This window comes from Nonomuraea sp. NPDC023979 (assembly GCF_040639085.1).
Lineage (GTDB): Bacteria > Actinomycetota > Actinomycetes > Streptosporangiales > Streptosporangiaceae > Nonomuraea > Nonomuraea ceibae.
In genome coordinates this window covers 152439-171554 of the sequence record NZ_JBEZZG010000008.1, presented here as the reverse complement: position 1 = coordinate 171554, position 19116 = coordinate 152439, and the positions used below count along the sequence as shown (strand labels likewise).

General features: G+C 73.7%; 20 protein-coding genes and 1 pseudogene. 8 read left to right on the top strand and 13 right to left on the bottom strand.

Annotation, left to right across the window (positions count from 1 at the left end):
• The first annotated feature begins 29 nt into the window (after positions 1-29).
• Positions 30-932: a hypothetical protein gene (locus AB0G11_RS17550; RefSeq protein ID WP_219505588.1), complete on the top strand. Its 903-nt coding sequence runs from the start codon at positions 30-32 to the stop codon at positions 930-932.
• 60 nt (positions 933-992) lie between these two features.
• On the opposite strand, the gene fabI is transcribed toward AB0G11_RS17550, so the two are convergent.
• Together fabI and fabG are read right to left on the bottom strand one after the other, a co-directional pair.
• The gene (gene fabI, locus AB0G11_RS17545; protein ID WP_219505590.1) at positions 993-1757 is read right to left on the bottom strand and encodes an enoyl-ACP reductase FabI; all 765 of its coding nucleotides are present in this window, start codon (positions 1755-1757) and stop codon (positions 993-995) included.
• A gap of 1 nt (position 1758) precedes the next feature.
• Complete coding sequence (fabG, locus tag AB0G11_RS17540) at positions 1759-2454, bottom strand: 3-oxoacyl-ACP reductase FabG (protein ID WP_219505592.1); 696 nt, start codon at positions 2452-2454, stop codon at positions 1759-1761.
• Between the two features lie 77 nt (positions 2455-2531).
• On the opposite strand from fabG, the gene AB0G11_RS17535 reads away from it, so the two are divergent.
• Positions 2532-4025: a TldD/PmbA family protein gene (locus tag AB0G11_RS17535; RefSeq protein ID WP_219505594.1), complete on the top strand. Its 1494-nt coding sequence runs from the start codon at positions 2532-2534 to the stop codon at positions 4023-4025.
• On the top strand, positions 4022-5392 hold the full coding sequence (locus AB0G11_RS17530) for a metallopeptidase TldD-related protein (RefSeq protein ID WP_357586769.1): 1371 nt from the start codon (positions 4022-4024) through the stop codon (positions 5390-5392). Before AB0G11_RS17535 ends, AB0G11_RS17530 begins: the two co-directional genes overlap by 4 nt.
• Here the strand turns inward: AB0G11_RS17530 and AB0G11_RS17525 are convergent.
• Together AB0G11_RS17525 and AB0G11_RS17520 are read right to left on the bottom strand one after the other, a co-directional pair.
• Positions 5376-6446 (bottom strand): carcinine hydrolase/isopenicillin-N N-acyltransferase family protein, encoded by a 1071-nt coding sequence (locus tag AB0G11_RS17525; RefSeq protein ID WP_357586767.1) that lies wholly within the window; start codon positions 6444-6446, stop codon positions 5376-5378. The two genes, AB0G11_RS17530 and AB0G11_RS17525, sit on opposite strands and share 17 nt — an antisense overlap.
• 128 nt (positions 6447-6574) lie before the next feature.
• The gene (locus tag AB0G11_RS17520; RefSeq protein WP_049573305.1) at positions 6575-6787 is read right to left on the bottom strand and encodes a dodecin; all 213 of its coding nucleotides are present in this window, start codon (positions 6785-6787) and stop codon (positions 6575-6577) included.
• Between the two features lie 99 nt (positions 6788-6886).
• On the opposite strand from AB0G11_RS17520, the gene AB0G11_RS17515 reads away from it, so the two are divergent.
• Positions 6887-7201, top strand: a complete 315-nt coding sequence (locus tag AB0G11_RS17515; protein ID WP_219505599.1) for a DUF3099 domain-containing protein — start codon at positions 6887-6889, stop codon at positions 7199-7201.
• A 317-nt stretch (positions 7202-7518) separates the two neighbouring features.
• Here AB0G11_RS17515 and AB0G11_RS17510 read toward each other — a convergent pair whose 3' ends face one another.
• The 5 genes and pseudogenes from AB0G11_RS17510 to AB0G11_RS17490 form a co-directional block, all read right to left on the bottom strand.
• Entirely contained in the window at positions 7519-7776 is a 258-nt protein-coding gene (locus tag AB0G11_RS17510) for a DUF6457 domain-containing protein (protein WP_219505728.1), read from the bottom strand.
• Between the two features lie 558 nt (positions 7777-8334).
• A pseudogene (locus tag AB0G11_RS17505) lies at positions 8335-8712 on the bottom strand (NTP transferase domain-containing protein); the annotation flags it as partial.
• Complete coding sequence (locus AB0G11_RS17500) at positions 8709-9803, bottom strand: P1 family peptidase (protein ID WP_357586765.1); 1095 nt, start codon at positions 9801-9803, stop codon at positions 8709-8711. The pseudogene AB0G11_RS17505 and the gene AB0G11_RS17500, both read right to left, overlap by 4 nt.
• Positions 9804-10793 carry a GTP 3',8-cyclase MoaA gene (gene moaA, locus AB0G11_RS17495; protein WP_357586763.1) on the bottom strand — a complete coding sequence of 330 codons (990 nt, stop codon included), beginning with the start codon at positions 10791-10793 and terminating at the stop codon, positions 9804-9806.
• 59 nt (positions 10794-10852) lie between these two features.
• Entirely contained in the window at positions 10853-11608 is a 756-nt protein-coding gene (locus AB0G11_RS17490; protein ID WP_357586761.1) for an aminoglycoside phosphotransferase family protein, read from the bottom strand.
• A gap of 94 nt (positions 11609-11702) precedes the next feature.
• On the opposite strand from AB0G11_RS17490, the gene AB0G11_RS17485 reads away from it, so the two are divergent.
• Positions 11703-12857, top strand: coding sequence for an RtcB family protein (locus tag AB0G11_RS17485; protein WP_357586759.1), 1155 nt, complete (start codon positions 11703-11705; stop codon positions 12855-12857).
• 4 nt (positions 12858-12861) lie between these two features.
• Positions 12862-13317, top strand: a complete 456-nt coding sequence (aroQ, locus tag AB0G11_RS17480; RefSeq protein ID WP_357586757.1) for a type II 3-dehydroquinate dehydratase — start codon at positions 12862-12864, stop codon at positions 13315-13317.
• Here aroQ and AB0G11_RS17475 read toward each other — a convergent pair.
• Genes AB0G11_RS17475 through AB0G11_RS17460 form a run of 4 tightly spaced genes read right to left on the bottom strand, consistent with a single transcriptional unit; the run spans position 13292 to position 17225 of the window.
• The gene (locus AB0G11_RS17475) at positions 13292-14503 is read right to left on the bottom strand and encodes a DUF6596 domain-containing protein (protein WP_357586755.1); all 1212 of its coding nucleotides are present in this window, start codon (positions 14501-14503) and stop codon (positions 13292-13294) included. The two genes, aroQ and AB0G11_RS17475, sit on opposite strands and share 26 nt — an antisense overlap.
• Positions 14500-14844: a YciI family protein gene (locus AB0G11_RS17470; protein ID WP_308125774.1), complete on the bottom strand. Its 345-nt coding sequence runs from the start codon at positions 14842-14844 to the stop codon at positions 14500-14502. Before AB0G11_RS17470 ends, AB0G11_RS17475 begins: the two co-directional genes overlap by 4 nt.
• A 52-nt stretch (positions 14845-14896) precedes the next feature.
• The gene (locus AB0G11_RS17465; protein ID WP_219505610.1) at positions 14897-16093 is read right to left on the bottom strand and encodes an IucA/IucC family C-terminal-domain containing protein; all 1197 of its coding nucleotides are present in this window, start codon (positions 16091-16093) and stop codon (positions 14897-14899) included.
• Positions 16080-17225: an alanine racemase gene (locus AB0G11_RS17460; protein WP_308125775.1), complete on the bottom strand. Its 1146-nt coding sequence runs from the start codon at positions 17223-17225 to the stop codon at positions 16080-16082. The genes AB0G11_RS17465 and AB0G11_RS17460 overlap by 14 nt, the downstream gene beginning before the upstream one ends.
• A 168-nt stretch (positions 17226-17393) precedes the next feature.
• On the opposite strand from AB0G11_RS17460, the gene AB0G11_RS17455 reads away from it, so the two are divergent.
• A complete protein-coding gene (locus AB0G11_RS17455; protein WP_357586754.1) occupies positions 17394-18308 on the top strand; it encodes an ATP-binding cassette domain-containing protein in 915 nt (304 codons plus the stop codon).
• Complete coding sequence (locus tag AB0G11_RS17450) at positions 18305-19087, top strand: ABC transporter permease (protein WP_357586752.1); 783 nt, start codon at positions 18305-18307, stop codon at positions 19085-19087. Before AB0G11_RS17455 ends, AB0G11_RS17450 begins: the two co-directional genes overlap by 4 nt.
• Positions 19088-19116: the final 29 nt, after the last annotated feature.

Here is a 19116-nt window from a genome sequence, read left to right as displayed (position 1 = left end):
TCCTCCGGGAGCGATTCGGGAGGGGACGAATGGGGAGCAGGAGCGCCATCTCGGCCGGGGTGCTGGCGATGGCGCTGGCGGCCGTGCCGGTCGCGGCGCCACCCGCCCAGGCCGCCGACTGCGAGCGCGGCGGCGGACTGCTCTCCGGGGTGACCGACAGCCTGTGCGGCGTCGTCGAGGCGGTCACCGGCACCGTCGACCAGCTCACCGGCGGGCTCACCGATCCGGTGACCGACGGGCTCGACAAGACCACCGACACGGTGCTCGGCACGGTCGGCGAGGCGGTCCCCACCGGCCGGCCGCGCGCCTCCGGCAAGCCGTCCGGCAAACCCGCCGCCACGCCCGACCCCCCGGGCCCCGTCGAGCCGCCCGAGCCGCCCGACCCGAAGGTCACCGAGCTGCTGCCGGAGCCGCTCGACGAGGTGTGCCTGCCGGTGGTGGGCTGCGACGAGGACGGCGTGCTCGGCGGCCTCACCACGCCGACGCCGACGACGACCGGCCCTGACGACGGCGAGGACGACCGGCCCGCCGACGAGCGCGGGCGGCGCGAGGACACCACGGCCGTGCCCGCCGAGGTCGTCACCACTCCGCCGGGCGACACGGTCGTGCCGCCGGACAACCAGCCGCACCTGATCGACTCCCGGCAGGAGCCGGTGGGCGACAAGCCGTCGGCCGACCCGGAGGACTTCCGGATCGACCTGCTGTGGCCCAACCCGTTCGCCGAGGAGTTAGGCCTGCCCGCCGACGAGCGGCCCGTCGTACGGCCCTCCACCCGCGCCTCCGACGTGGTCGGCACGGCGCTGACGATCATCCTGCTCGCCACGGCCGTGGCCGCCACCCGCATCGTGCAGCAGCGGCGTCACCGCCGCGAGCAGAGCGAGACCATCCCCTTCGAGCCGGCGCGCGGCAACGGCCTCCACCGGCTCGCCTGACCCGCCCGCCGGGCGCGCCCGCCCGGCGTCAGGCCGGCCCTGCGAGCCGGTTCTCCGGGGTCAGGCGCCGATCGCGTGGACGCCGCCGTCGACGTGCACGATCTCGCCCGTCGTGGCCGGGAACCAGTCGGACATCAGCGCCACGCACGCGCGGGCCGCCGGCATCGTGTCGGCCAGGTCCCAGCCGAGCGGGGCCTTCTCCGGCCAGCTGTCCTCGAACTCCTTGAAGCCCGGGATCGACTTGGCGGCCATCGTGCGCAGCGGCCCGGCGGCCACCAGGTTGGCCCGGATGCCCTGCTTGCCCAGGTCACGGGCCAGGTAGCGGTTGCACGACTCCAGGCCGGCCTTGGCCACGCCCATCCAGTCGTAGACCGGCCACGCCTTGGTCGCGTCGAAGTCGAGGCCGACGACCGCGCCGCCCTCCTTCATCAGCGGCAGGCAGGCCACGGCCAGCGCCTTGTAGGAGTAGGTCGACACGTGCACGGCGGTGGCGACGTCCTCCCAGGTGGTGTTGAGGAAGTTGCCGCCGAGCGCCGTCTGCGGGGCGAAGCCGATGGAGTGGACGACGCCGTCGAGGCCGTCGACGTGCTCGCCCACCCGGGCCGCCAGCGACTCGAGGTGCTCGGTGTTCTGCACGTCGAGCTCCAGCACCGGCGCCGGGGCGGGCAGCCGCTTGGCGATCCGCTCGACCAGGCTGAGCCGGCCGAACCCGGTGAGCACCACGGTGGCGCCCTCCTGCTGCGCCAGCTTGGCGACCGAGAAGGCGATCGAGGCGTCGGTGAGCACGCCGGTCACCAGGATGCGCTTGCCTTCGAGAAGTCCCATGTCAGTGCCCCATTCCGAGTCCGCCGTCGACGGGGATCACGGCCCCGGTGATGTAGGAGGCGTCGTCGCTCGCCAGGAAGCGCACGACGCGGGCGACCTCGGAGGGGGTCGCCTGCCTGCCGAGCGGGATGTTCTTGACGATCGCGTCGGTGTCGAGCTCGGCCGTCATGTCGGTGGCCACGAAGCCGGGCGAGACGACGTTGACGGTGATGCCGCGCGAGCCGTACTCGCGGGCCATGGAGCGGGCGAAGCCGATCAGCCCGGCCTTGGAGGCGGCGTAGTTGGTCTGGCCCGCCTGGCCGAGCATGGCGATGACGGAGGAGACGAGGATGACGCGGCCGCGCTTGAGCTTCATCATCGGGCGGATGGCCCGCTTGGCGACGCGGAAGGCGCCGGTCAGGTTGGCGTCGACGACGTCGGTGAAGGTCTCCTCCTTCATCATCGCCAGCAGCGTGTCCTTGGTGATGCCGGCGTTGGAGACGAGCACCTCGACGGGGCCGTGCTCGGCCTCGACCTTGTCGAAGGCGGCCTCGACGTCGGCCATGCTGGTGACGTCGCAGCGGACGCCGAACAGCCCTTCAGGCGGCTCCCCCGATCGGTAGGTGACGGCGACGGCGTCGCCGGCCGCGGCCAGTTCGCGGGCGATCGCGAGGCCGATGCCGCGATTGCCTCCTGTGACGAGTACAGAGCGTGCCATGAGAACTGACGCTATCTCCTACCGGCCGGTACCGGCTTGTCCGGGGGATACAAGATCACAGCGTTAGGATCGTGGACATGCGCCAGATCGATGACGATTTCCTCGCGCTGCCGCTCAGACGGCTCGCGGACGCCGCCCTGCAACGCGCACGCGAGCTGGGCGCGGAGCACGCCGACTTCCGGCTCGAACGCATCAGAGCCGAGACCCTGAGCCTCTACGACGCGCGCCTGGAGGGCGCCGCCGACGCCGACGACCTCGGCTACGCCGTGCGCGTGGTCAAGGGCGGCACCTGGGGGTTCGCCGCCGGGATCGACCTGACCCCCGAGGCCGCCGCGCGGGTGGCCGAGCAGGCGGTGCGGGTCGCGGAGGTGAGCGCCCCGATCAACCGTGAGCCGATCGAGCTCGCGCCCGAGCCGGTGCACGGCGAGGTCACCTGGGTGTCGTCCTACGACGTCGACCCGTTCGACGTGCCGTCGGCCGACAAGGTGGCGCTGCTGGCCGACTGGTCGGCGGGCCTGCTCAAGGGCGCCGACCACGTGTCGGCGCGGCTGCTGCAGGTCAAGGAGCAGAAGTTCTACGCCGACACGGCCGGCACCGTGACGACGCAGCAGCGGGTGCGGGTGCATCCCGTGCTCAACGCCATGAAGGCGTCGGAGACCGGCTTCGACGACATGTCCACGATCGCGCCGCCGGTCGGCCGGGGCTACGAATACCTGACCGGCACGGGCTGGGACTGGGCGGCCGAGCTGGCCGCGCTGCCGGAGCTGCTGGCCGAGAAGCTGGCCGCGCCGTCGGTCGAGGCGGGCGACTACGACCTGGTGATCCACCCGTCCAACCTGTGGCTGACCATCCACGAGTCGATCGGCCACGCGACCGAGCTCGACCGGGCGCTCGGCTACGAGGCCGCCTACGCCGGCACCAGCTTCGCCACCTTCGACCAGCTCGGCGAACTGGTCTACGGTTCGCCGCTGATGAACGTGACCGGCGACCGCACCGTCGAGCACGGCCTGGCCACCATCGGCTACGACGACGAGGGCGTGCAGGGGCAGAGCTTCGACATCGTCAAGGACGGCGTCCTGGTCGGCTACCAGCTCGACCGGCGGATGGCGCTGATGAAGGGCCTGGGCCGCTCCAACGGCTGCGCCTTCGCCGACTCGCCCGGCCACATGCCGATCCAGCGCATGGCCAACGTGTCGCTGGCCGCCGCGCCCGGCGGCCCGTCGACGGAGGAGCTCATCTCCGGCGTGGAGCGCGGCATCTACATCGTCGGCGACAAGAGCTGGTCGATCGACATGCAGCGCTACAATTTCCAGTTCACCGGTCAGCGCGCGTACCGGATCTCCCACGGCGAGCTCGCCGGGCAGGTCCGCGACTTCGCCTACCAGGCCACCACCACCGACTTCTGGCAGTCGATGGAACGCGTCGGCGGCCCGCAGACGTACGTGCTCGGCGGGGCCTTCAACTGCGGCAAGGGCCAGCCGGGGCAGGTGGCGCCGGTCAGCCACGGCTGCCCGTCGGCCCTGTTCAGGAACGTACGGATACTCAACACCGTTCAGGAGGGCGGAAAGTGACTCCCCAGGAGATGGTGGAGCGGGCCCTGGAGCTCTCCACGGCCGACGGCTGCGTGGTGCTGGTGGACGAGGAGTCCACCGCCAACCTGCGCTTCGCCGGCAACACGCTGACGACCAACGGCGTGGCGCGCTCCAGCCGGCTGACCGTGATCTCGATCGCCGGGCGGGGCGTGGGCGTCGTGTCGCGCGCCGCGGTGCGGCCCGAGCAGCTCGCCGCCGTGGTGGCCGCCGCCGACGCGACCGCGCGCGACGCGCAGCCGGCCGAGGACGCGGGCGAGCTCGTCGCGGGCGGCCCGGCGAGCGCGTCGTGGGACGGCCCGGTGACGCCGACCGACATCGAGGTGTTCCGCGGGTTCGCGCCGGCGCTCGGCGAGGCGTTCGCCTCCGCCGAGGCGGGCGGCAGGAGGCTGTACGGGTTCGCCGAGCACACGCTGACCACGACGTTCCTCGGCAGCTCGACCGGGCTGCGGCTGCGCCACGACCAGCCGTCGGGGCGGCTGGAGCTCAACGCCAAGTCCGCCGACCTCAAGCGCTCGGCGTGGGCCGGGGTGGCCACGCGCGACTTCACCGACGTGGACGTGGCCGCCCTCGACGCGGGGCTGGCGCAGCGGCTCGACTGGGCCAAGACGCGCGTCGACCTCCCGGCGGGCCGCTACGAGACGCTGCTGCCCCCGACGGCGGTCGCCGACCTGATGGTCTACCTGTTCTGGTCCGCCGGCGCCAGGGACGCGCTGGACGGCCGCTCGGTGTTCTCCAAGCCGGGCGGCGGCACCCGGGTCGGCGAGCGGCTCGCCACGCTGCCCGTGACGCTGTCGAGCGACCCGGCGGCGCCCGGGATCGGCTGCGCGCCGTTCGTGACGGCACGCTCGTCCAGCAGGGAGAGCTCGGTGTTCGACAACGGGCTGCCGCTGTCGGCCACCGACTGGATCGCCGACGGCCGGCTGGAGGCGCTGCTGCAGACGCGCTACTCGGCCGGGCTGAGCGGCCTGCCGGTGACGCCCTCCGTCGACAACCTGATCATGAAGGGGCCGGAGGACGGCCGCTCCCTGGAGGAGATGATCGCCTCCACCGAGCGCGGCCTGCTGCTGACCTGCCTGTGGTACATCCGCCAGGTCGACCCGCAGACGCTGCTGCTGACCGGGCTCACCCGCGACGGCGTCTACCTGGTCGAGCACGGCGAGGTCGTGGGCGAGGTGAACAACTTCCGGTTCAACGAGAGCCCGGTCGACCTGCTGGGCCGCCTCACGGAGGTGGGCGCGCCGGAGCAGACGCTGCCGCGCGAGTGGGGCGACTACTTCACGCGGGCGGTCATGCCGCCGGTGCGGGTGCCCGACTTCAACATGTCGACGGTCAGCCAGGCGAGCTGATCGCCAGCTCGTGCACACGGCCCCAGCGCTGCCCGGTGACCAGCCGGGCGGTGCCGGCCGTCAGGTCGTACACGACCGACCAGCGCGTGTGCGGCTGCGCCACCCGGCGCAGCAGGGCCAGGGGGTCGGCGCCGGCCCCCTGGCTGAGCGCGCGGTAGCGGGGATCGGCCAGGCGGGTGGCGCGGCTCGCGCCGGTCATGGTGATGTTGGTCAGCACGCGGTCCTCGATGACGTTGAGCCTGCCGTCGCCGTACTCGACGACCGCCGAGCGGCCCGAGCGGTCGCCGATCAGGTAGTGCACCTGCGGGCCGCCGGAGAAGTCGACGTCGTAGCGGCGCATGAGGGCGACCGCCTCGTCCACGGTGGCGGCCCGGTCCAGGAGCAGCCGCATGACGCGGGCGCTGCCGACCGTCGTGCGTCCCGGCGCGCGGGCGGGCAGCAGCGCGTCGGGCACCTGGGCGAGGCCGACGGCCAGGCCCTTCTCGTTCATGCCGTCGAACGGCGCCAGCACCGCGTGCGCCAGCCGCCGCCGGTCGGCCGGGTCACCGAGGTCCGGGGCGCCGCCGTGGCCGAGCACGTACGAGACGTCCGAGATCGACAGTGAGGCGTAGCCTCCCGGCGGGCGGGCGTGCACCACCATCGCCGGGTGCGGGTCCCAGTCGAAGTTGCGGCCGAACACCGGGCCGGCCTCGCCGGGCTGCAGGAACAGCGAGCAGGCCCACGCGTCGTCGCGGCGGGCGAGCTCCTGCTCGGTGAGGGGCGCCTCGGCGTCGTAGCCGCCGTGGAAGGTCATCTCGTACAGCGGCAGGTCGTCCAGCCGGCGCAGGCTCGCCGCCGTACGGGCCGCCTCGGCGGCGCTCTGGCGCAGGACAGGGGCCGGGGCAGGCTCCTGTGACCGCGGCGGGGTCTGCCCGGCGGCCTCCCGCGGCGTGGCGGTCGTCCCGCAGGCGGCGAGGGCGCAGGCGAGCACGACGGCGAGCACAGCGCTGAGCACAGCGCCGGGCACAGCGGCCAGGGCAGGCGGGGCGGGCGGGAGCGCGGGGCGGCGGCGCATGACCGCAGTGTGAACGGCCCGCGCCGCCCCTGTCACGTCCCGCACGGAACCGTGACAGAGACGGCGTTTCCCGTGTGTCCCCGGAGTTCCCGGGCGTGTCCGGGTGTTCCCGGGCTGTCAGGGCGTGCTCAGGCGTCTTCCAGCCTGAAGCCGACCTTCATCCCGACCTGGAAGTGCGCCACCTCTCCCCCCTCGATGTGGCCGCGCACCTCCGTCACTTCGAACCAGTCGAGGTGGCGCAGGGTCTGCGAGGCGCGCCGGATGCCGTTGCGGATGGCCTCGTCGACGCTCTCCCCCGAAGTGCCGACGATCTCGGTCACCCGGTACGTTCGGTCCGTCATGTCCACATCCTCCTTACTAGAAGGCCATGATCGCATGACCTGTGCTCCCAGGGGGGTGCGCCTTCGCGAGCGCCCCGTCCGAGGTCTACGGTGGGAAACATGAGGGGTTGGCGCAGGAAAGAGGCGGTTCACCAGGTGACGGACGCCCGTCCGTCGCTCACCGCCGACGTCCATCGGCGCGAGATCAGCTACCTGGTCAAGATGGGCATCCGGACGATCTGCCTGATCCTGGCGGTCGTGGTGCCGGTGCCGTGGCCCTACCGGCTGCTGTTCATCGCCGGGGCCGTCTTTTTGCCATACATAGCGGTAATCGGGGCCAATGAGAGGGGGAGGGACGCCCCACCTCCCACCTTTCACACACCCGAAGCTAACCAAAGCGAGATACCGCTGCACCGACGCGAGATCGGGTCGTGACTAAGTCTTGACGCATCCCATGGGTTGTAGGTGTACGCTTTAGGCAAGCGCTCCGGTCCCCCGTCGGAGTGCTGGTGCCGGCGTTCCGGGCCCCCGTCGGAACGCCGATGAAGCGACGCCGGGTGGTTTGCCCCCGTAACCACCCGGCGTCGCCCTTTTTCCAGGTAAAGCGTCGCATTAGATGATCTGTTCGACGCGCGCCCCCCGTATTGGATAGGGCTGCTTTCCCGAAATCGTTTACACCCCGCCCTGGCCGTATTTCACAGGAAATCTTCAGGTTCGAGCGGGGTGCTTGACAGCGGTAGTTCGTTCCAGTGTCAGCTGTCCGTCAGCGTCTCGGCCGTCGCCTCGCCCCAATTGCGGGCCAGCGTCGTCAGCCGCGCCACGGCCTCCTCCGGCGCCGTGCCGGCCCCCTCGGCCAGCCCCAGCAGGTACGCCGTCAGCGGCGCCGCCGGCCTCGCGACCCCGTGCGCCACCTCCTTGGTCAGCTCCAGGATCTGGTCCCGGTCCACCCGCGCCGGGTCGATGCCCAGCTCCTTGCAGGCCAGCGCGGTCCATTCGGCCAGTACGTTCATCCGTGCCTCCTCGAGGTCGTCCACAGTGTCGCAGTCGAACCATGCCCGGCGCGGCAACGCCACCCGGGCCCGTGTCAGCGGCGCCAGCAGCCCGCGCAGCGACCGCCCCTCATAGCGGTCCAGCGCCTCCCGCAGCTCCGCCACGTCCCACACGCCCAGCAGCCACTGCTCCCGCCCCTCCCCATCCACGGCCACCACCCCACCGCCCGGCCCAACCCCGGAACCGCCCGGGCCGCGCCGACCGACGTCGCTTGACGCCACGCGTACCCAGGAAGCGCCCCCCACCCGGGGCCCGGACGGCCCGGACACCGCCCCAGACGGGCCCGACCCCGCCCCGGGCGGACCGGAGGCACCTGGTGGGGCGTGAGGCTTCGGCCCTTCGGAGTGAGCGTCCGCCGTCCCGGGTGGCATGGACGGGCTGACCTCCGCCCCTGGCCGGCCGGGAGCGCCTGGCGCCGTGTGAGGCTCCGGCCCTTCGAAGGGCGTTCCCGCCGCCTTGGGAGGGCCGGACGGGCGGGCCTGGCTGGTGGAAGCGTCCGTCTCCGCCGGGTGTGCGGGCCGGTCTGGCGCGGTCGCGAGGTGGGGCTCAGCGGTGGGCGGCAGGGAGTGGGCTGCGGTGAGGAGGGTGGTGACGTGGCGGGCGTTCAGGAAGGGGAGGTCGCCGGCGAGGAGGATGACCCAGGGGGCCGTGACGTGGGCGAGGCCGGCGCGCAGGGCGGGGATCGGGCCCGCGCCCGGCGGGTCCTCGCGGGTGAACAGGACGCCGGGCAGGTCACGGGGCGGGCCGACGACGATGACGCGCCCGGCGGCGGGGACGGCCGCGACGACGTTCTCGACCAGCGAGCGACGGCCGACGTCGAGGCCGGGCTTGTCGAGGCCGCCGAGGCGGCGGGCCTGGCCCCCGGCGAGGATCACAGCGTCGTACCCGGGCCTCATGGCGTCGCGCCCGGGAGGGGGACGGCGTGGGCGGTGCGGCCGTGCACGCCGGTGGTCGTCGTGGCGGTGAACAGGGAGTTGAGCACGGCCTCCTCGACGGCGTCGAGCGTCGCCTCGAACAGCGGGCTCAGCGAGGCGTCCGGCACGGGGGCGGCGCCGGGGCGGACGCTGAAGGCGATGCCGTAGTCGCCGCTGCCGTGGGTGTAGGCCGCGCCGACCCGGGCCAGGGCGAAGACGGCGCGCCGTGCCACCCGGGTGAGCTGCCGCGCGTCCAGGGGCGCGTCGGTGGCGACCACCACCATGCACGACCCGGCCTCTCCGTCGTCACCGACCGCCACGGGAGCCGGTAGGCCGGGGAAGGGCGCCGGGGAGCCGGTCGAGGGCCGGTCCCCCTCCAGGGGGCCTGACGGTGACCCAGCGGGCTGCAGGTGGCGGCCCGGTGACGGTGTGTCCGCCTGGGATCGGTCCGGATGGGAGGGGCCCGCCGGGGGAAGGCGGAGGGTGCCGGCGAAGTTGGCCTGGACGAGGGCGCCCACCGTGTACGGGGGGACGAGGCGGGAGGAGGTGCCGATCCCGGCCTTGTGGCCGAGCGCCACGGTGCCGGTGCCCGCGCCGACGCAGCCTTCAGGGACGGCCCCGCCGGTCGCCGTGTCGATGGCCGCCAGCACGTGCGCCTCGGTGATGGGCCGGGCGCGGATGTCCGACAGGTGGCCGTCGTTGCACTCCCCCACGACCGGGTTGAAGGTGCGCACGCCGGCGCAGTCGGGCCGGGCGAGCATCCAGGTGACGAGCGCGTCGGCGGCGCGGAAGGCGGACAGCGTGGAGGTCAGGACGACGGGTGATTCCAGCAGGCCGAGCTCGGCGAGCTGGGTGGCGCCGATGAGCTTGCCGTGGCCGTTGCCGGTGAACACGCCGGCGGGCAGCGGGCTGACCGGGGTGGCGCCGGGGACGACGGCGGTGACGCCGGTGCGGATGCCGGGGTCGCGGACGACGGTGCGGTGGCCGACGCGGACGCCGGGCACGTCGGTGATGGCGTTGTGCGCGCCGGGCCGGCCGGCGAGCGGGAGGCCGAGATCGCGCGCTCTGGGCACCTAGCCGCCGATCGCCGACATGGGCCGGGCGGGCTGGAGGAAGGACGGGTCGTCGATGCCGTGGCCGGCGCGCTTGCGGGCGACGGCGGCGAGCCAGCGCTGGGCGAGGTCGTCGTCGGTGGCTCCGGCGCGCATGGCGGACTTGAGGTCGGACTCCTCGGTGGCGAACAGGCAGTTGCGGATCTGCCCGTCGGCGGTGAGCCGGACGCGGTCGCAGGCGCCGCAGAACGGCCGGGTGACGGAGCCGATGACGCCGACGCGGCCGGGGCCGCCGTCGACGAGGAAGCGTTCGGCGGGGGCGCTGCCGCGGTCCTCGCTCTCGTCGGGGGTGAGGGTGAACGCGGCCGACAGCAGGTCGAGGATCTCGTCGGCGGTGACCATGGTGTCGCGGCTCCAGCCGTGCTGGGCGTCGAGCGGCATCTGCTCGATGAAGCGCAGCTCGTAGCCCTGTTGCAGGCAGTAGCGCAGCAGCGGGACGGCCTCGTGCTGGTTGACGTCGCGCATGAGCACGGCGTTGACCTTGACGGGGCGCAGACCGGCGTCGTGGGCGGCGGCCATGCCGGCGATCACGTCGGTGAACCGGTCGCGGTGGGCGAGTTTCTTGAACGTGTCGCGGTCGAGGGTGTCGAGCGAGACGTTGACGCGGCCGAGGCCGGCGGCGGCGAGGGGGGCGGCCAGGCGGGCCAGGCCGATGCCGTTGGTGGTGAGCGACACCTGGGGGCGCGGGGTGAGCGCGGTGGTGCGGGCGACGATGTCGGGCAGTTCGCGGCGCAGCAGCGGCTCGCCGCCGGTGTAGCGGACCTCGCGGATGCCGAGGCGTTCGACGCCGATGGTGACGAGCCGGACGATCTCGTCGGCCGTGAGGAGCTGGGAGTTGGGCAGCCAGTCGAGACCCTCGGGCGGCATGCAGTAGGAGCAGCGCAGATTGCACTTGTCCGTGAGCGACACCCGCAGATCCGTCGCCACCCGTCCGAACGAGTCTCGCAACATGGGGCGTCACCTCCTGTCGTTCGCCAGAGGCCCAGCCTACGTCGGCGTCATGCGCTGTCTCAAAACGCATACCGCTGTACGTGCCGGGCGTCGGCGAGGTACAGCTCGGGGTGGCCGTCGGCGAGGTGGGCGGCGAAGGCGGCGTCGCCGGCGGCGGCCCGTTCGCGGATGTGGCGGGCGAGCCCGTGCAGGACGCGGACGAGGGTGCCGGGCAGCGCCCGCCGGTCGGCCTCGGGCAGGCCGTAGGCGTCGCAGAACAGCCGCAGCCGCCGGATCTGCTCGGCGACGGGCAGCGGCTCCTCGCCGTGGCCGCCGAGGGTGATGGGGACGAAGCGGTAGGCGGCGTGGGCGACGTCCCACAGGCGGGGCGCGGGGTGCGCGGTGTCGAAGTCGATGAACGCGACGGGCACGCCGTCGCGGAAGACGCAGTTGTACGGGGCGACGTCGCCGTGGCAGACGACCTCGGCGGGCTCCTTGGGCGCGAACTGCCAGCGGGCGCCGGCGGGCGGGACATAGCCGATGGTGGCGTCGTGGTAGTCGCGCAGCAGCGCGGCCACGGCGGTCAGCGTGGCGTCGCTCCAGGTGGAGGGGGGCGCCGGGTAGTGGGCGACGGCGCCGGGCACGTAGTCGAGGATCTCGCGCCCGCGCTCGTCGAGGCCGTGGGCGCGGGGCGCGCCGGTGAAGCCGCGGGCGGCCAGGTGGGTGAGCAGGCCGTGCACGGCGGGGGTCCACGGCGCGGCGGGGCGGCGGACGGTGTCGCCGGCCCGGACGACCTCGTTGACCCCGCCTCCGGCCAGCGGTTCTTCGGCGATCACGGCGGGGATCGTAACAAGCCGGCGGGTAAAATGAGTGGGTTTTCACCTGCGCCCCCGGCAGACTGGATCAAGAACGAACCGAGGAGATCCACTCATGCCGCACCAGCCCGCACCGAACCTGCTGTCCTGGGCCAGCGAGATCGACGAGGGAACGATCACGCAGGCCGCTCGCGCCGCCCGCCTGCCGTTCGTCTCCGGGCACGTCGCTCTCATGCCCGACGCGCACGTCGGCATCGGCGCGACGGTCGGCTCGGTCATCCCCACCGAGGGCGCGATCATCCCGGCCGCCGTCGGGGTCGACATCGGCTGCGGCATGGTCGCGACCGAGACCACGCTCACGGCCGCGGACCTGCCGGCCACGCTCGACGCGCTGATGCCGCTGGTGGAGCGCCGCATCCCGGCGGGCGTCGGCAAGGGCCACGAGGACCCGTCGGTCGACCGGGCGCTGAGCGAGCTCGGCCGTCCGCGCACGGAGCTGACGGGCAAGCAGGAGGCGACGGTGTCGCGCCAGTTCGGCACGCTCGGCTCGGGCAACCACTTCGTCGAGGTGTGCCTGGACGAGCGCGACCGGGTGTGGACGGTGCTGCACTCGGGTTCGCGCGGCATCGGCAACCAGCTCGCGACCAAGCACATCGCCGGGGCCAAGAACCTGATGCGCCGCCAGGCGATCGGGCTGGAGGACCCGGACCTGGCGTACCTGGTGCAGGGCTCGCCGGAGTTCGACGCCTACATCGAGGACATGCTGTGGGCGCAGCGCTACGCGATGGCCTCGCGGGCCCGGATGGACCGGGTCCTGGTCGACGCCCTGTTCCGCGTCGTGGGCACGGGGCGCAGGGTGCGGACCATCAACTGCCACCACAACTTCACCCAGCTGGAGGAGCACCACGGCAAGAGGCTGTGGATCACCAGGAAGGGCGCGATCAAGGCCGACACCGGTGACGAGGGCGTCATCCCGGGCTCGATGGGGACGCGCTCGTACATCGTGAGCGGGCGCGGCAACCCGGAGTCGTACCACTCGTGCGCGCACGGGGCGGGGCGGCGGATGTCGCGCACCAGGGCCAAGCGGGAGCTGTCGGCCTCGTCGCTGAAGGCGGCGATGCGGGGCCGCACCTGGAACGAGGACCGCGCGGCGGCGCTGGTGGACGAGCACCCGGAGGCGTACAAGCCGATCGACCAGGTGATGGAGGACCAGAAGGACCTGGTGACGGTGCGGCACACGCTGCGGCAGGTGTTCAACTACAAGGGCTGACACAATGGCGGGCGTGACGACCGTGTACGTGTTCAACGGCCCCAATCTCAACCTGCTCGGCACCCGCAGGCCGGAGGTCTACGGGACGGCCACGCTGGCCGACGTGGAGGCGCTGTGCCGCGAGGAGTGCGCGGCGGCCGGCATGGAGCTCGACTTCCGGCAGTCCAACCACGAGGGCGACCTCGTCGACTGGATCCAGGAGGCGGGCGCGGCGGTGAAGGCGGGCCGGGCGGTGGGCGCGGTGGTCAACGCGGGCGCCTACACGCACACGTCGGTGGCGCTGCACGACGCGATCGAGGGGGCGGAGCTGCCGGTGGTGGAGGTGCACATCTCCAACGTGCACCGGCGTGAGCCGTTCCGGCACCGCTCGTACCTGTCGCCGGTGGCGGCGGGGATCGTGGTGGGGTTCGGGGTGCGCGGCTACGCGCTGGCGATCAGGGGGCTGTGCCCGACCAGCTGATGCGCTCCTCCAGCAGGGCCTGCTGGGCGGGGTTGGCGGTCAGGCGCAGGGCGCGCTCGTCGGCCTCGCGGGCCTCGCCTGGCCGGCCGAGGTCGCGCAGCAGCTCGGCATGGGTGGCGTGATAGAGCGGATAGCGGTCGAGCGCGGCCCGCAGGTCCTTCAGCTCGCCGAGCGCGGCCTCGGGGCCGTCGGCGTGGCGCACGGCGACGGCGCGGTGCAGCCGGGTGACGGGTGAGGGCGCGAGGCGCAGCAGCATGTCGTAGAGGACGACGATCTGCCGCCAGTCGGTGTCGTCCCAGCGGTCGGCCTCCGCGTGGCAGGCCGCGATGGCGGCCTGGAGCTGGTACGGGCCGGGCGCGCGGTGGCGGCGGGCGGTGCGGGTCAGCAGGGCGGTGGCCGCGGCGATGGCGTCGTGGTCCCAGCGGGACCGGTCCTGGTCGCGCAGCAGCACGAGGCCGCCGGAGTCGTCGAAGCGGGCGGCGTCGCGGGCCCGGTGCAGGCGGATGAGCGCGAGCAGCCCGGCGGCCTCGGGTTCGGCGGGCATCAGCCCGGTCAGCAGCGAGGCGAGCCATTCGGCGTCGTCGACCAGGTCGCGCGAGTGGGCGCGCTCGGCGGTGCTGGACAGGTAGCCCTCGTTGAACAGCAGGTAGATGACGGCCAGCACCTCGCGCACGCGGGCGGGCAGCTCGCCGGCGGCGGGCACCCGGTACGGGATCCCGGCCTCGGCGATCTTCTTCTTGGCGCGGGTGATGCGCTGGGCGACGGTCGTCTCCGGGGCGAGGAAGGCGGCGGCGATCTGGCCGGTGGTGAGCCCGCACACCACGCGCAGGGTGAGCGCGATCTGCGCGGCCCTGGGCAGCGCCGGGTGGCAGCAGGTGAACATGAGCCGCAGCCGCCCGTCGGGCTCGGCCGGGGCGGGGTCGCGCAGCAGCTCCAGCTTGGCCCGGTAGACGGACTCGCGGCGCAGCACGTCCAGGCCGCGGCGGCGGGCCACCGTGTGGAGCCAGGCGTCGGGGCGGTCCGGGATGCCCTCGTCCGGCCAGCGTCGCAGCGCGGTCTCGACCGCGTCCTGGACCAGGTCCTCGGCGGCGGAGAAGTCGCCGAGGAGCGACACCAGCGAGGCGGCGAGCCGGCCCGCGTGCTCGCGCACCACGCGGGCCAGTTCGTCGGCGGGCGCGCCTGTCACCGTTCGACGGGCCTGATCTCGACCGTCGGGCAGGCGGGCCAGGTGCGGACCATGGCCAGGGCCTCGTCGAGGTCGGCCACGTCGATCTCGGCGAAGCCGCTGACGACCTCCTTGCCCTCCATGAACGGCCCGTCGGTGATGACGGGCTCGCCGCCGCCCTCCAGGCGGACGGTGGTGGCGGTGTGCGGCGGCGCGAGCTTGCTGCCGCCGGTGATCCGGCCGGCGTGGTCGGCGAACCACTGCTCGACCTTCCGTACGGCCTCGGCGCGCTCGTCGCCGGTCATGGCCTCCAGGTCCTTGGTGAACTGCTCGGTGTCCATGAACATCAGCACGTATTTCACGACATTCCCCTTCCCGTGGGTCTCACCTGTAAGACGAACGGGAGAGCGCCCGTCACGACACCGGCCGCCAGGCGGGCGGCTCGCCGGTGTCGGTCAGGTCCCAGGCGCCGTTCGCGCGCAGGCGGTCCTCGTAGTAGTGGACGGTGGCGGGCATGGGCACGCCGGCGGCGAAGGCGTCGCGGGCGGCCCGCCTGAGCCGTTCCGGCGGCACGCCGAGCGCGGCCTCGGCGACGGCGGCGAGGCGTTCGAGCGCGTGGTGGCCGAGGAAGCTGTCGTAGGCGAGGCTGAAGACGCTCTCGCGCGGCTGCCGGACGTCGCGGGAGATCACGTTGACGGGCGGCAGCTCGCGGGTGAGGCCGAGGTCGTGGCGGGTGCGGGGGTCGACGTAGACGCCGCAGTCGCGGTAGAGGACGGCCGTGCGCCCGCCGCCGTCGAAGGCGAACAGCGTGTTCTGGCCGTGCGGCTCCAGGACGCATCCCGTACGGGTCAGCGCCCGGCACCACAGCTCGACCATCGGGGTGACGACGCGGCGGGCCAGCCAGTCGCCGGGGTCCTCGCCGCTGCGGGCCACGAGCTGCTCCATCAGCGTCGGGTCGCCGGGCCGCCGCACGTCGTGGCCGTACAGCGCGAACAGCGGCACGGTGAACGGCAGGCCGCCGGAGCGGGGGCGGGCCTCGCGCAGCAGGAAGCCCCACGCCTCGCGCGGGTCGTCGCCGAGCACGCCGCCCGCCACCTCGGGCAGCACGGGCAGCCCGGCGGCCAGCAGCTCCTCGGCGGCCCAGAGCTGCACGGTGATGATCGGGCGGCGCAGCCGCCGGGTGAACCGCGACAGCCTGCGCGGGTAGTGCAGCTTGACGAAGTGCGGCTCGACGGGCTCGGCGCCGATCCGCTCGACGAACACGGTGCGGGCGTTGGCCGAGGGCACCACGGTCAGGTCGGGGCCGCGTTCGACCAGCGCGTCGCGGCCGGGCAGAGCGGGGTGGGCGAGCGTCTCGGGGTGGACGGGCAGCAGGAAGCCGTCGCCGCGCCGGTAGAGCTTGGTGAGCGTGGACTCGACGGCGTTCGTCAGGAACGTCCCGGTGACGCGGAAGGTCGGCACGGGGAAGCGGGGGCGGCCGAGCTGCGGGTGGTAGGGCTCGGAGATCTCCAGGTCGGCGGAGAAGCTGCTGTAGGCGCGGGTGCCCCCGCCCAGGTAGCGCTCGGCGTGCTGCCAGGTGTGGAGGGGGTCTGCCGCGTCATCGAGGATCATCGCGTCCGTCCAGGTAGTGCAGGCCGGGGTGGGGGTGCATGAGGAAGTCGTGGTGGGACAGGTTCCACGCGTAGGCGCCGGCCAGGCCGAAGGCGATCAGGTCGCCGGGGCGCAGGCCGGTGACGGGGGCGTCGCGGTGCAGCACGTCCTTGGGGGTGCACAGCTGGCCGACGAGGGTGGCGCGGCCGGTCAGGGCGGGGCCCGCGCTCTCGCGGTGGATCACGGTGAAGGGCTGGTCGTGGCCGCGGGCGACGGGGGTGCGCAGGTGGTGGGTGCCGCCGCGCAGGACGGCGTAGTCGCGGCCGTGGTTGCGCTTGACGTCGAGGACGTCGGTGACGTACCAGCCGTCGTAGGCGGTCAGCGCGCGGCCGGGCTCGATCCGCAGCCGCGCCCCGCCGAGGCGGGACAGCGCGCCGGCGTAGGCGGCCCAGCCGAACCGCTCGTCCGGGGCGGCGTAGTCGACGCCCATGCCGCCGCCCAGGTCGAGCTCGGGGGCGGTGAGGTGCGGCAGGTGCGCGCCGATCCAGCCGAGCGCCCAGCGGGCGACCTCGGCGGCGAGCCGGGCCAGGCCGGCCGCGTCCTCTCGGGCCCAGGTGAGGTGGGTGTGCAGGCCGTGCACGCGGATCCGCGGCGCGTCCGCGAGCAGCGGCAGGCAGGCGGCCAGCCCGGCGGGGTCCATGCCGAACGGGGTGGCGGCGCCCTCGCCGGGCAGGCCGGGGTTGGCGCGCAGCAGCACGTCGGCTCCGCGCGGGCCGGCCAGCTCGATCAGGCGGGCCAGCTCGCGGGGGCTCTCGACGTGCAGCCGCTCGACGCCCGCCTCCAGGGCGAGGGCCAGCTCGGCCGGGGTCTTGCCGGGGCCGCTGAAGGCGATCCGGGCGTCCGGCGCGACCTCGCGCACGTGCGCCAGCTCGCCGCCGGAGGCGACCTCGAAGCCGTCCACGTACGGGCGCAGCGTCCGCAGGATCTCGGCGGCCGGGTTGGCCTTGACGGCGTAGAAGACCTCGGCCGTGCCGCCCATCGCGGCGCGCACGTCCGCGGCGTGCGCGGCCAGGCCGGGCAGGTCGTACACGTAGGCGGGCAGGCCGCCGGCGCCCGCCAGCCGCAGCGCCGCGGCGCGCACCCGCTGCCTCACGGGCCGCCGCCCCGTTCGCGTCTCCTCATCGGCTCATTGTTCCGCATGGGCGGGTCCTTCGGGTTTCCTGAGAGTGAACGGGACGGCGGCGGGCCGGCCGGGCGGGTTCCCAGAGTTCTCCCAGAAGCTCACAGAAGGCGGTCGGCCGGACCCGCCAGGATCTCGGCCATGACGACGATCGACGTAAAAGGGCTGACCAAGCGGTACGGGCCGGACACGGTGGTGGACGACCTGTCGTTCACCGTCTCCCCCGGGCAGGTGACCGGCTTCCTCGGCCCGAACGGCGCGGGCAAGTCCACCACGATGAAGATGATCATGGGGTTGGCGGCTCCCACGAGCGGGTCCGCCACCGTCGGCGGACGCCGCTACCGGGACCTGCCCGTGCCCCTGACCGAGGTGGGCGCGCTGCTCGACGCCGGGGCGGTGCACGGCGGCCGGACGGCGTACGACCACCTGCTGGCGCTCGCGGTGAGCAACGGCCTGCCCCGGCGCCGCGCGGACGAGGTGCTCGCCAGGACCGGGCTGGAGTCCGTGGCCGGCAAGCGGGCCGGCGGGTTCTCGCTCGGGATGCGGCAGCGGCTCGGCATCGCGGCGGCGCTGCTCGGCGACCCGGCTGTGCTGATCTTCGACGAGCCGGTGAACGGACTCGACCCCGAGGGCATCCGCTGGATCCGCGGCTTCATGCGCTCCCTCGCCCGTGAGGGCCGGGCCGTGCTGGTCTCCAGCCATCTCATGAGCGAGATGGCGCTGACCGCCGACCACCTGGTGGTCATCGGCCGGGGCCGGCTCATCGCCGACACCGGGATGGGCGAGTTCGTGCGCGGCGCCGGCGAGGGCGCCGTGCTCGTCCGCGCGTCCGGGGCGGACTCCTTCGCGCGCCGGCTGACCGCCGCCGGGGCCGCCGTGCGCGGCGGGCCGGAGTCGTCCCTCGTCGTCTCCGGCATGACGAGCGCGGAGATCGGCAAGCTCGCCGCCTACCACGGCGTCGAGCTGAGCGAGCTCACCCCGCAGCGGCCCTCGCTGGAGGACGCCTTCATGGAGCTGACCAGGGACAGCGTCGAGTACCAGGGGGCCCGGGCATGAGCTCCGTGCGCTTCACCCGCCTCCTGCACGCCGAATGGATCAAGCTGCGCGGGCTGCGTTCCACCTGGTACACGCTGGCGTGCCTGTTCGTGGTCGGGCTCGGCATCACGGGCCTGTCGATGAGTACGGCCGGGGCCGACCACGCGGCCCTGACCGAGGCGGAACGGCAGGCGTGGGACCCGACGAACCTCAGCCTGACGTCGTACATCGTCGCCCAGCTGATCATCGGCGTGGTGGGCATCCTGGTCGTCACCTCCGAGTACGCGACCGGGCTGATGGCGACGACGCTGACCGCCGCGCCCAGCAGGCACCGGCTGCTGGCGGCCAAGGTGGTGGTGGCGACCGCGATCGCCGTGGTGGCGGGGCAGGCGCTGATGCTCGCCTCCTTCCTCCTCGGCCAGGCCCTCCTCGCCGGTCAGGGCGTGCCGTACGCACGGCTCGGCGACCCGGGGGTGTTCTCCGCGGTGGCGGGCGGCGGGGTCTACCTGGCGGCGATCGCGCTGCTGTCGGCCGGGCTCGGCACGATCATGCGGGCCACGGCGGGGGCGCTCGCCACACTGGTGGGGATCGTCTTCCTGGTGCCCGCCCTCGCGGGCCTGTTCCCGTCGTGGCTGCAGGGCCTCGTCGCCGTCTGGCCGACCAGGGGCGCCGCCTCGGTGCTCACGACGGTCCCCGACCCGGCCCACCCGCACCCGTGGCTGAACCTGGGCGGGATGTGCCTCGGGGTGGCCGCCGTGCTGGCCGCCGCGTTCGTGCTGTTCCGGCGCCGCGACGTGTGATGGGCGGGCACCGGGCTTCCGTATCCTGG

Bases quoted from the DNA above. Each gene is read 5' to 3' on its own strand.
- AB0G11_RS17525 (WP_357586767.1), bottom strand. From the start codon at position 6,446: ATGCGCCGCCGCCCCGCGCTCCCGCCCGCCCCGCCTGCCCTGGCCGCT.
- AB0G11_RS17510 (WP_219505728.1), bottom strand. From the start codon at position 7,776: ATGAACGTACTGGCCGAATGGACCGCGCTGGCCTGCAAGGAGCTGGGC.
- AB0G11_RS17465 (WP_219505610.1), bottom strand. From the start codon at position 16,093: ATGATCCTCGATGACGCGGCAGACCCCCTCCACACCTGGCAGCACGCC.
- AB0G11_RS17550 (WP_219505588.1), top strand. From the start codon at position 30: ATGGGGAGCAGGAGCGCCATCTCGGCCGGGGTGCTGGCGATGGCGCTG.
- fabG (WP_219505592.1), bottom strand. From the start codon at position 2,454: ATGGCACGCTCTGTACTCGTCACAGGAGGCAATCGCGGCATCGGCCTC.
- AB0G11_RS17520 (WP_049573305.1), bottom strand. From the start codon at position 6,787: ATGACGGACCGAACGTACCGGGTGACCGAGATCGTCGGCACTTCGGGG.
- aroQ (WP_357586757.1), top strand. From the start codon at position 12,862: ATGGCGGGCGTGACGACCGTGTACGTGTTCAACGGCCCCAATCTCAAC.
- AB0G11_RS17485 (WP_357586759.1), top strand. From the start codon at position 11,703: ATGCCGCACCAGCCCGCACCGAACCTGCTGTCCTGGGCCAGCGAGATC.
- AB0G11_RS17535 (WP_219505594.1), top strand. From the start codon at position 2,532: ATGCGCCAGATCGATGACGATTTCCTCGCGCTGCCGCTCAGACGGCTC.
- AB0G11_RS17450 (WP_357586752.1), top strand. From the start codon at position 18,305: ATGAGCTCCGTGCGCTTCACCCGCCTCCTGCACGCCGAATGGATCAAG.
- moaA (WP_357586763.1), bottom strand. From the start codon at position 10,793: ATGTTGCGAGACTCGTTCGGACGGGTGGCGACGGATCTGCGGGTGTCG.
- AB0G11_RS17455 (WP_357586754.1), top strand. From the start codon at position 17,394: ATGACGACGATCGACGTAAAAGGGCTGACCAAGCGGTACGGGCCGGAC.
- fabI (WP_219505590.1), bottom strand. From the start codon at position 1,757: ATGGGACTTCTCGAAGGCAAGCGCATCCTGGTGACCGGCGTGCTCACC.
- AB0G11_RS17515 (WP_219505599.1), top strand. From the start codon at position 6,887: ATGAGGGGTTGGCGCAGGAAAGAGGCGGTTCACCAGGTGACGGACGCC.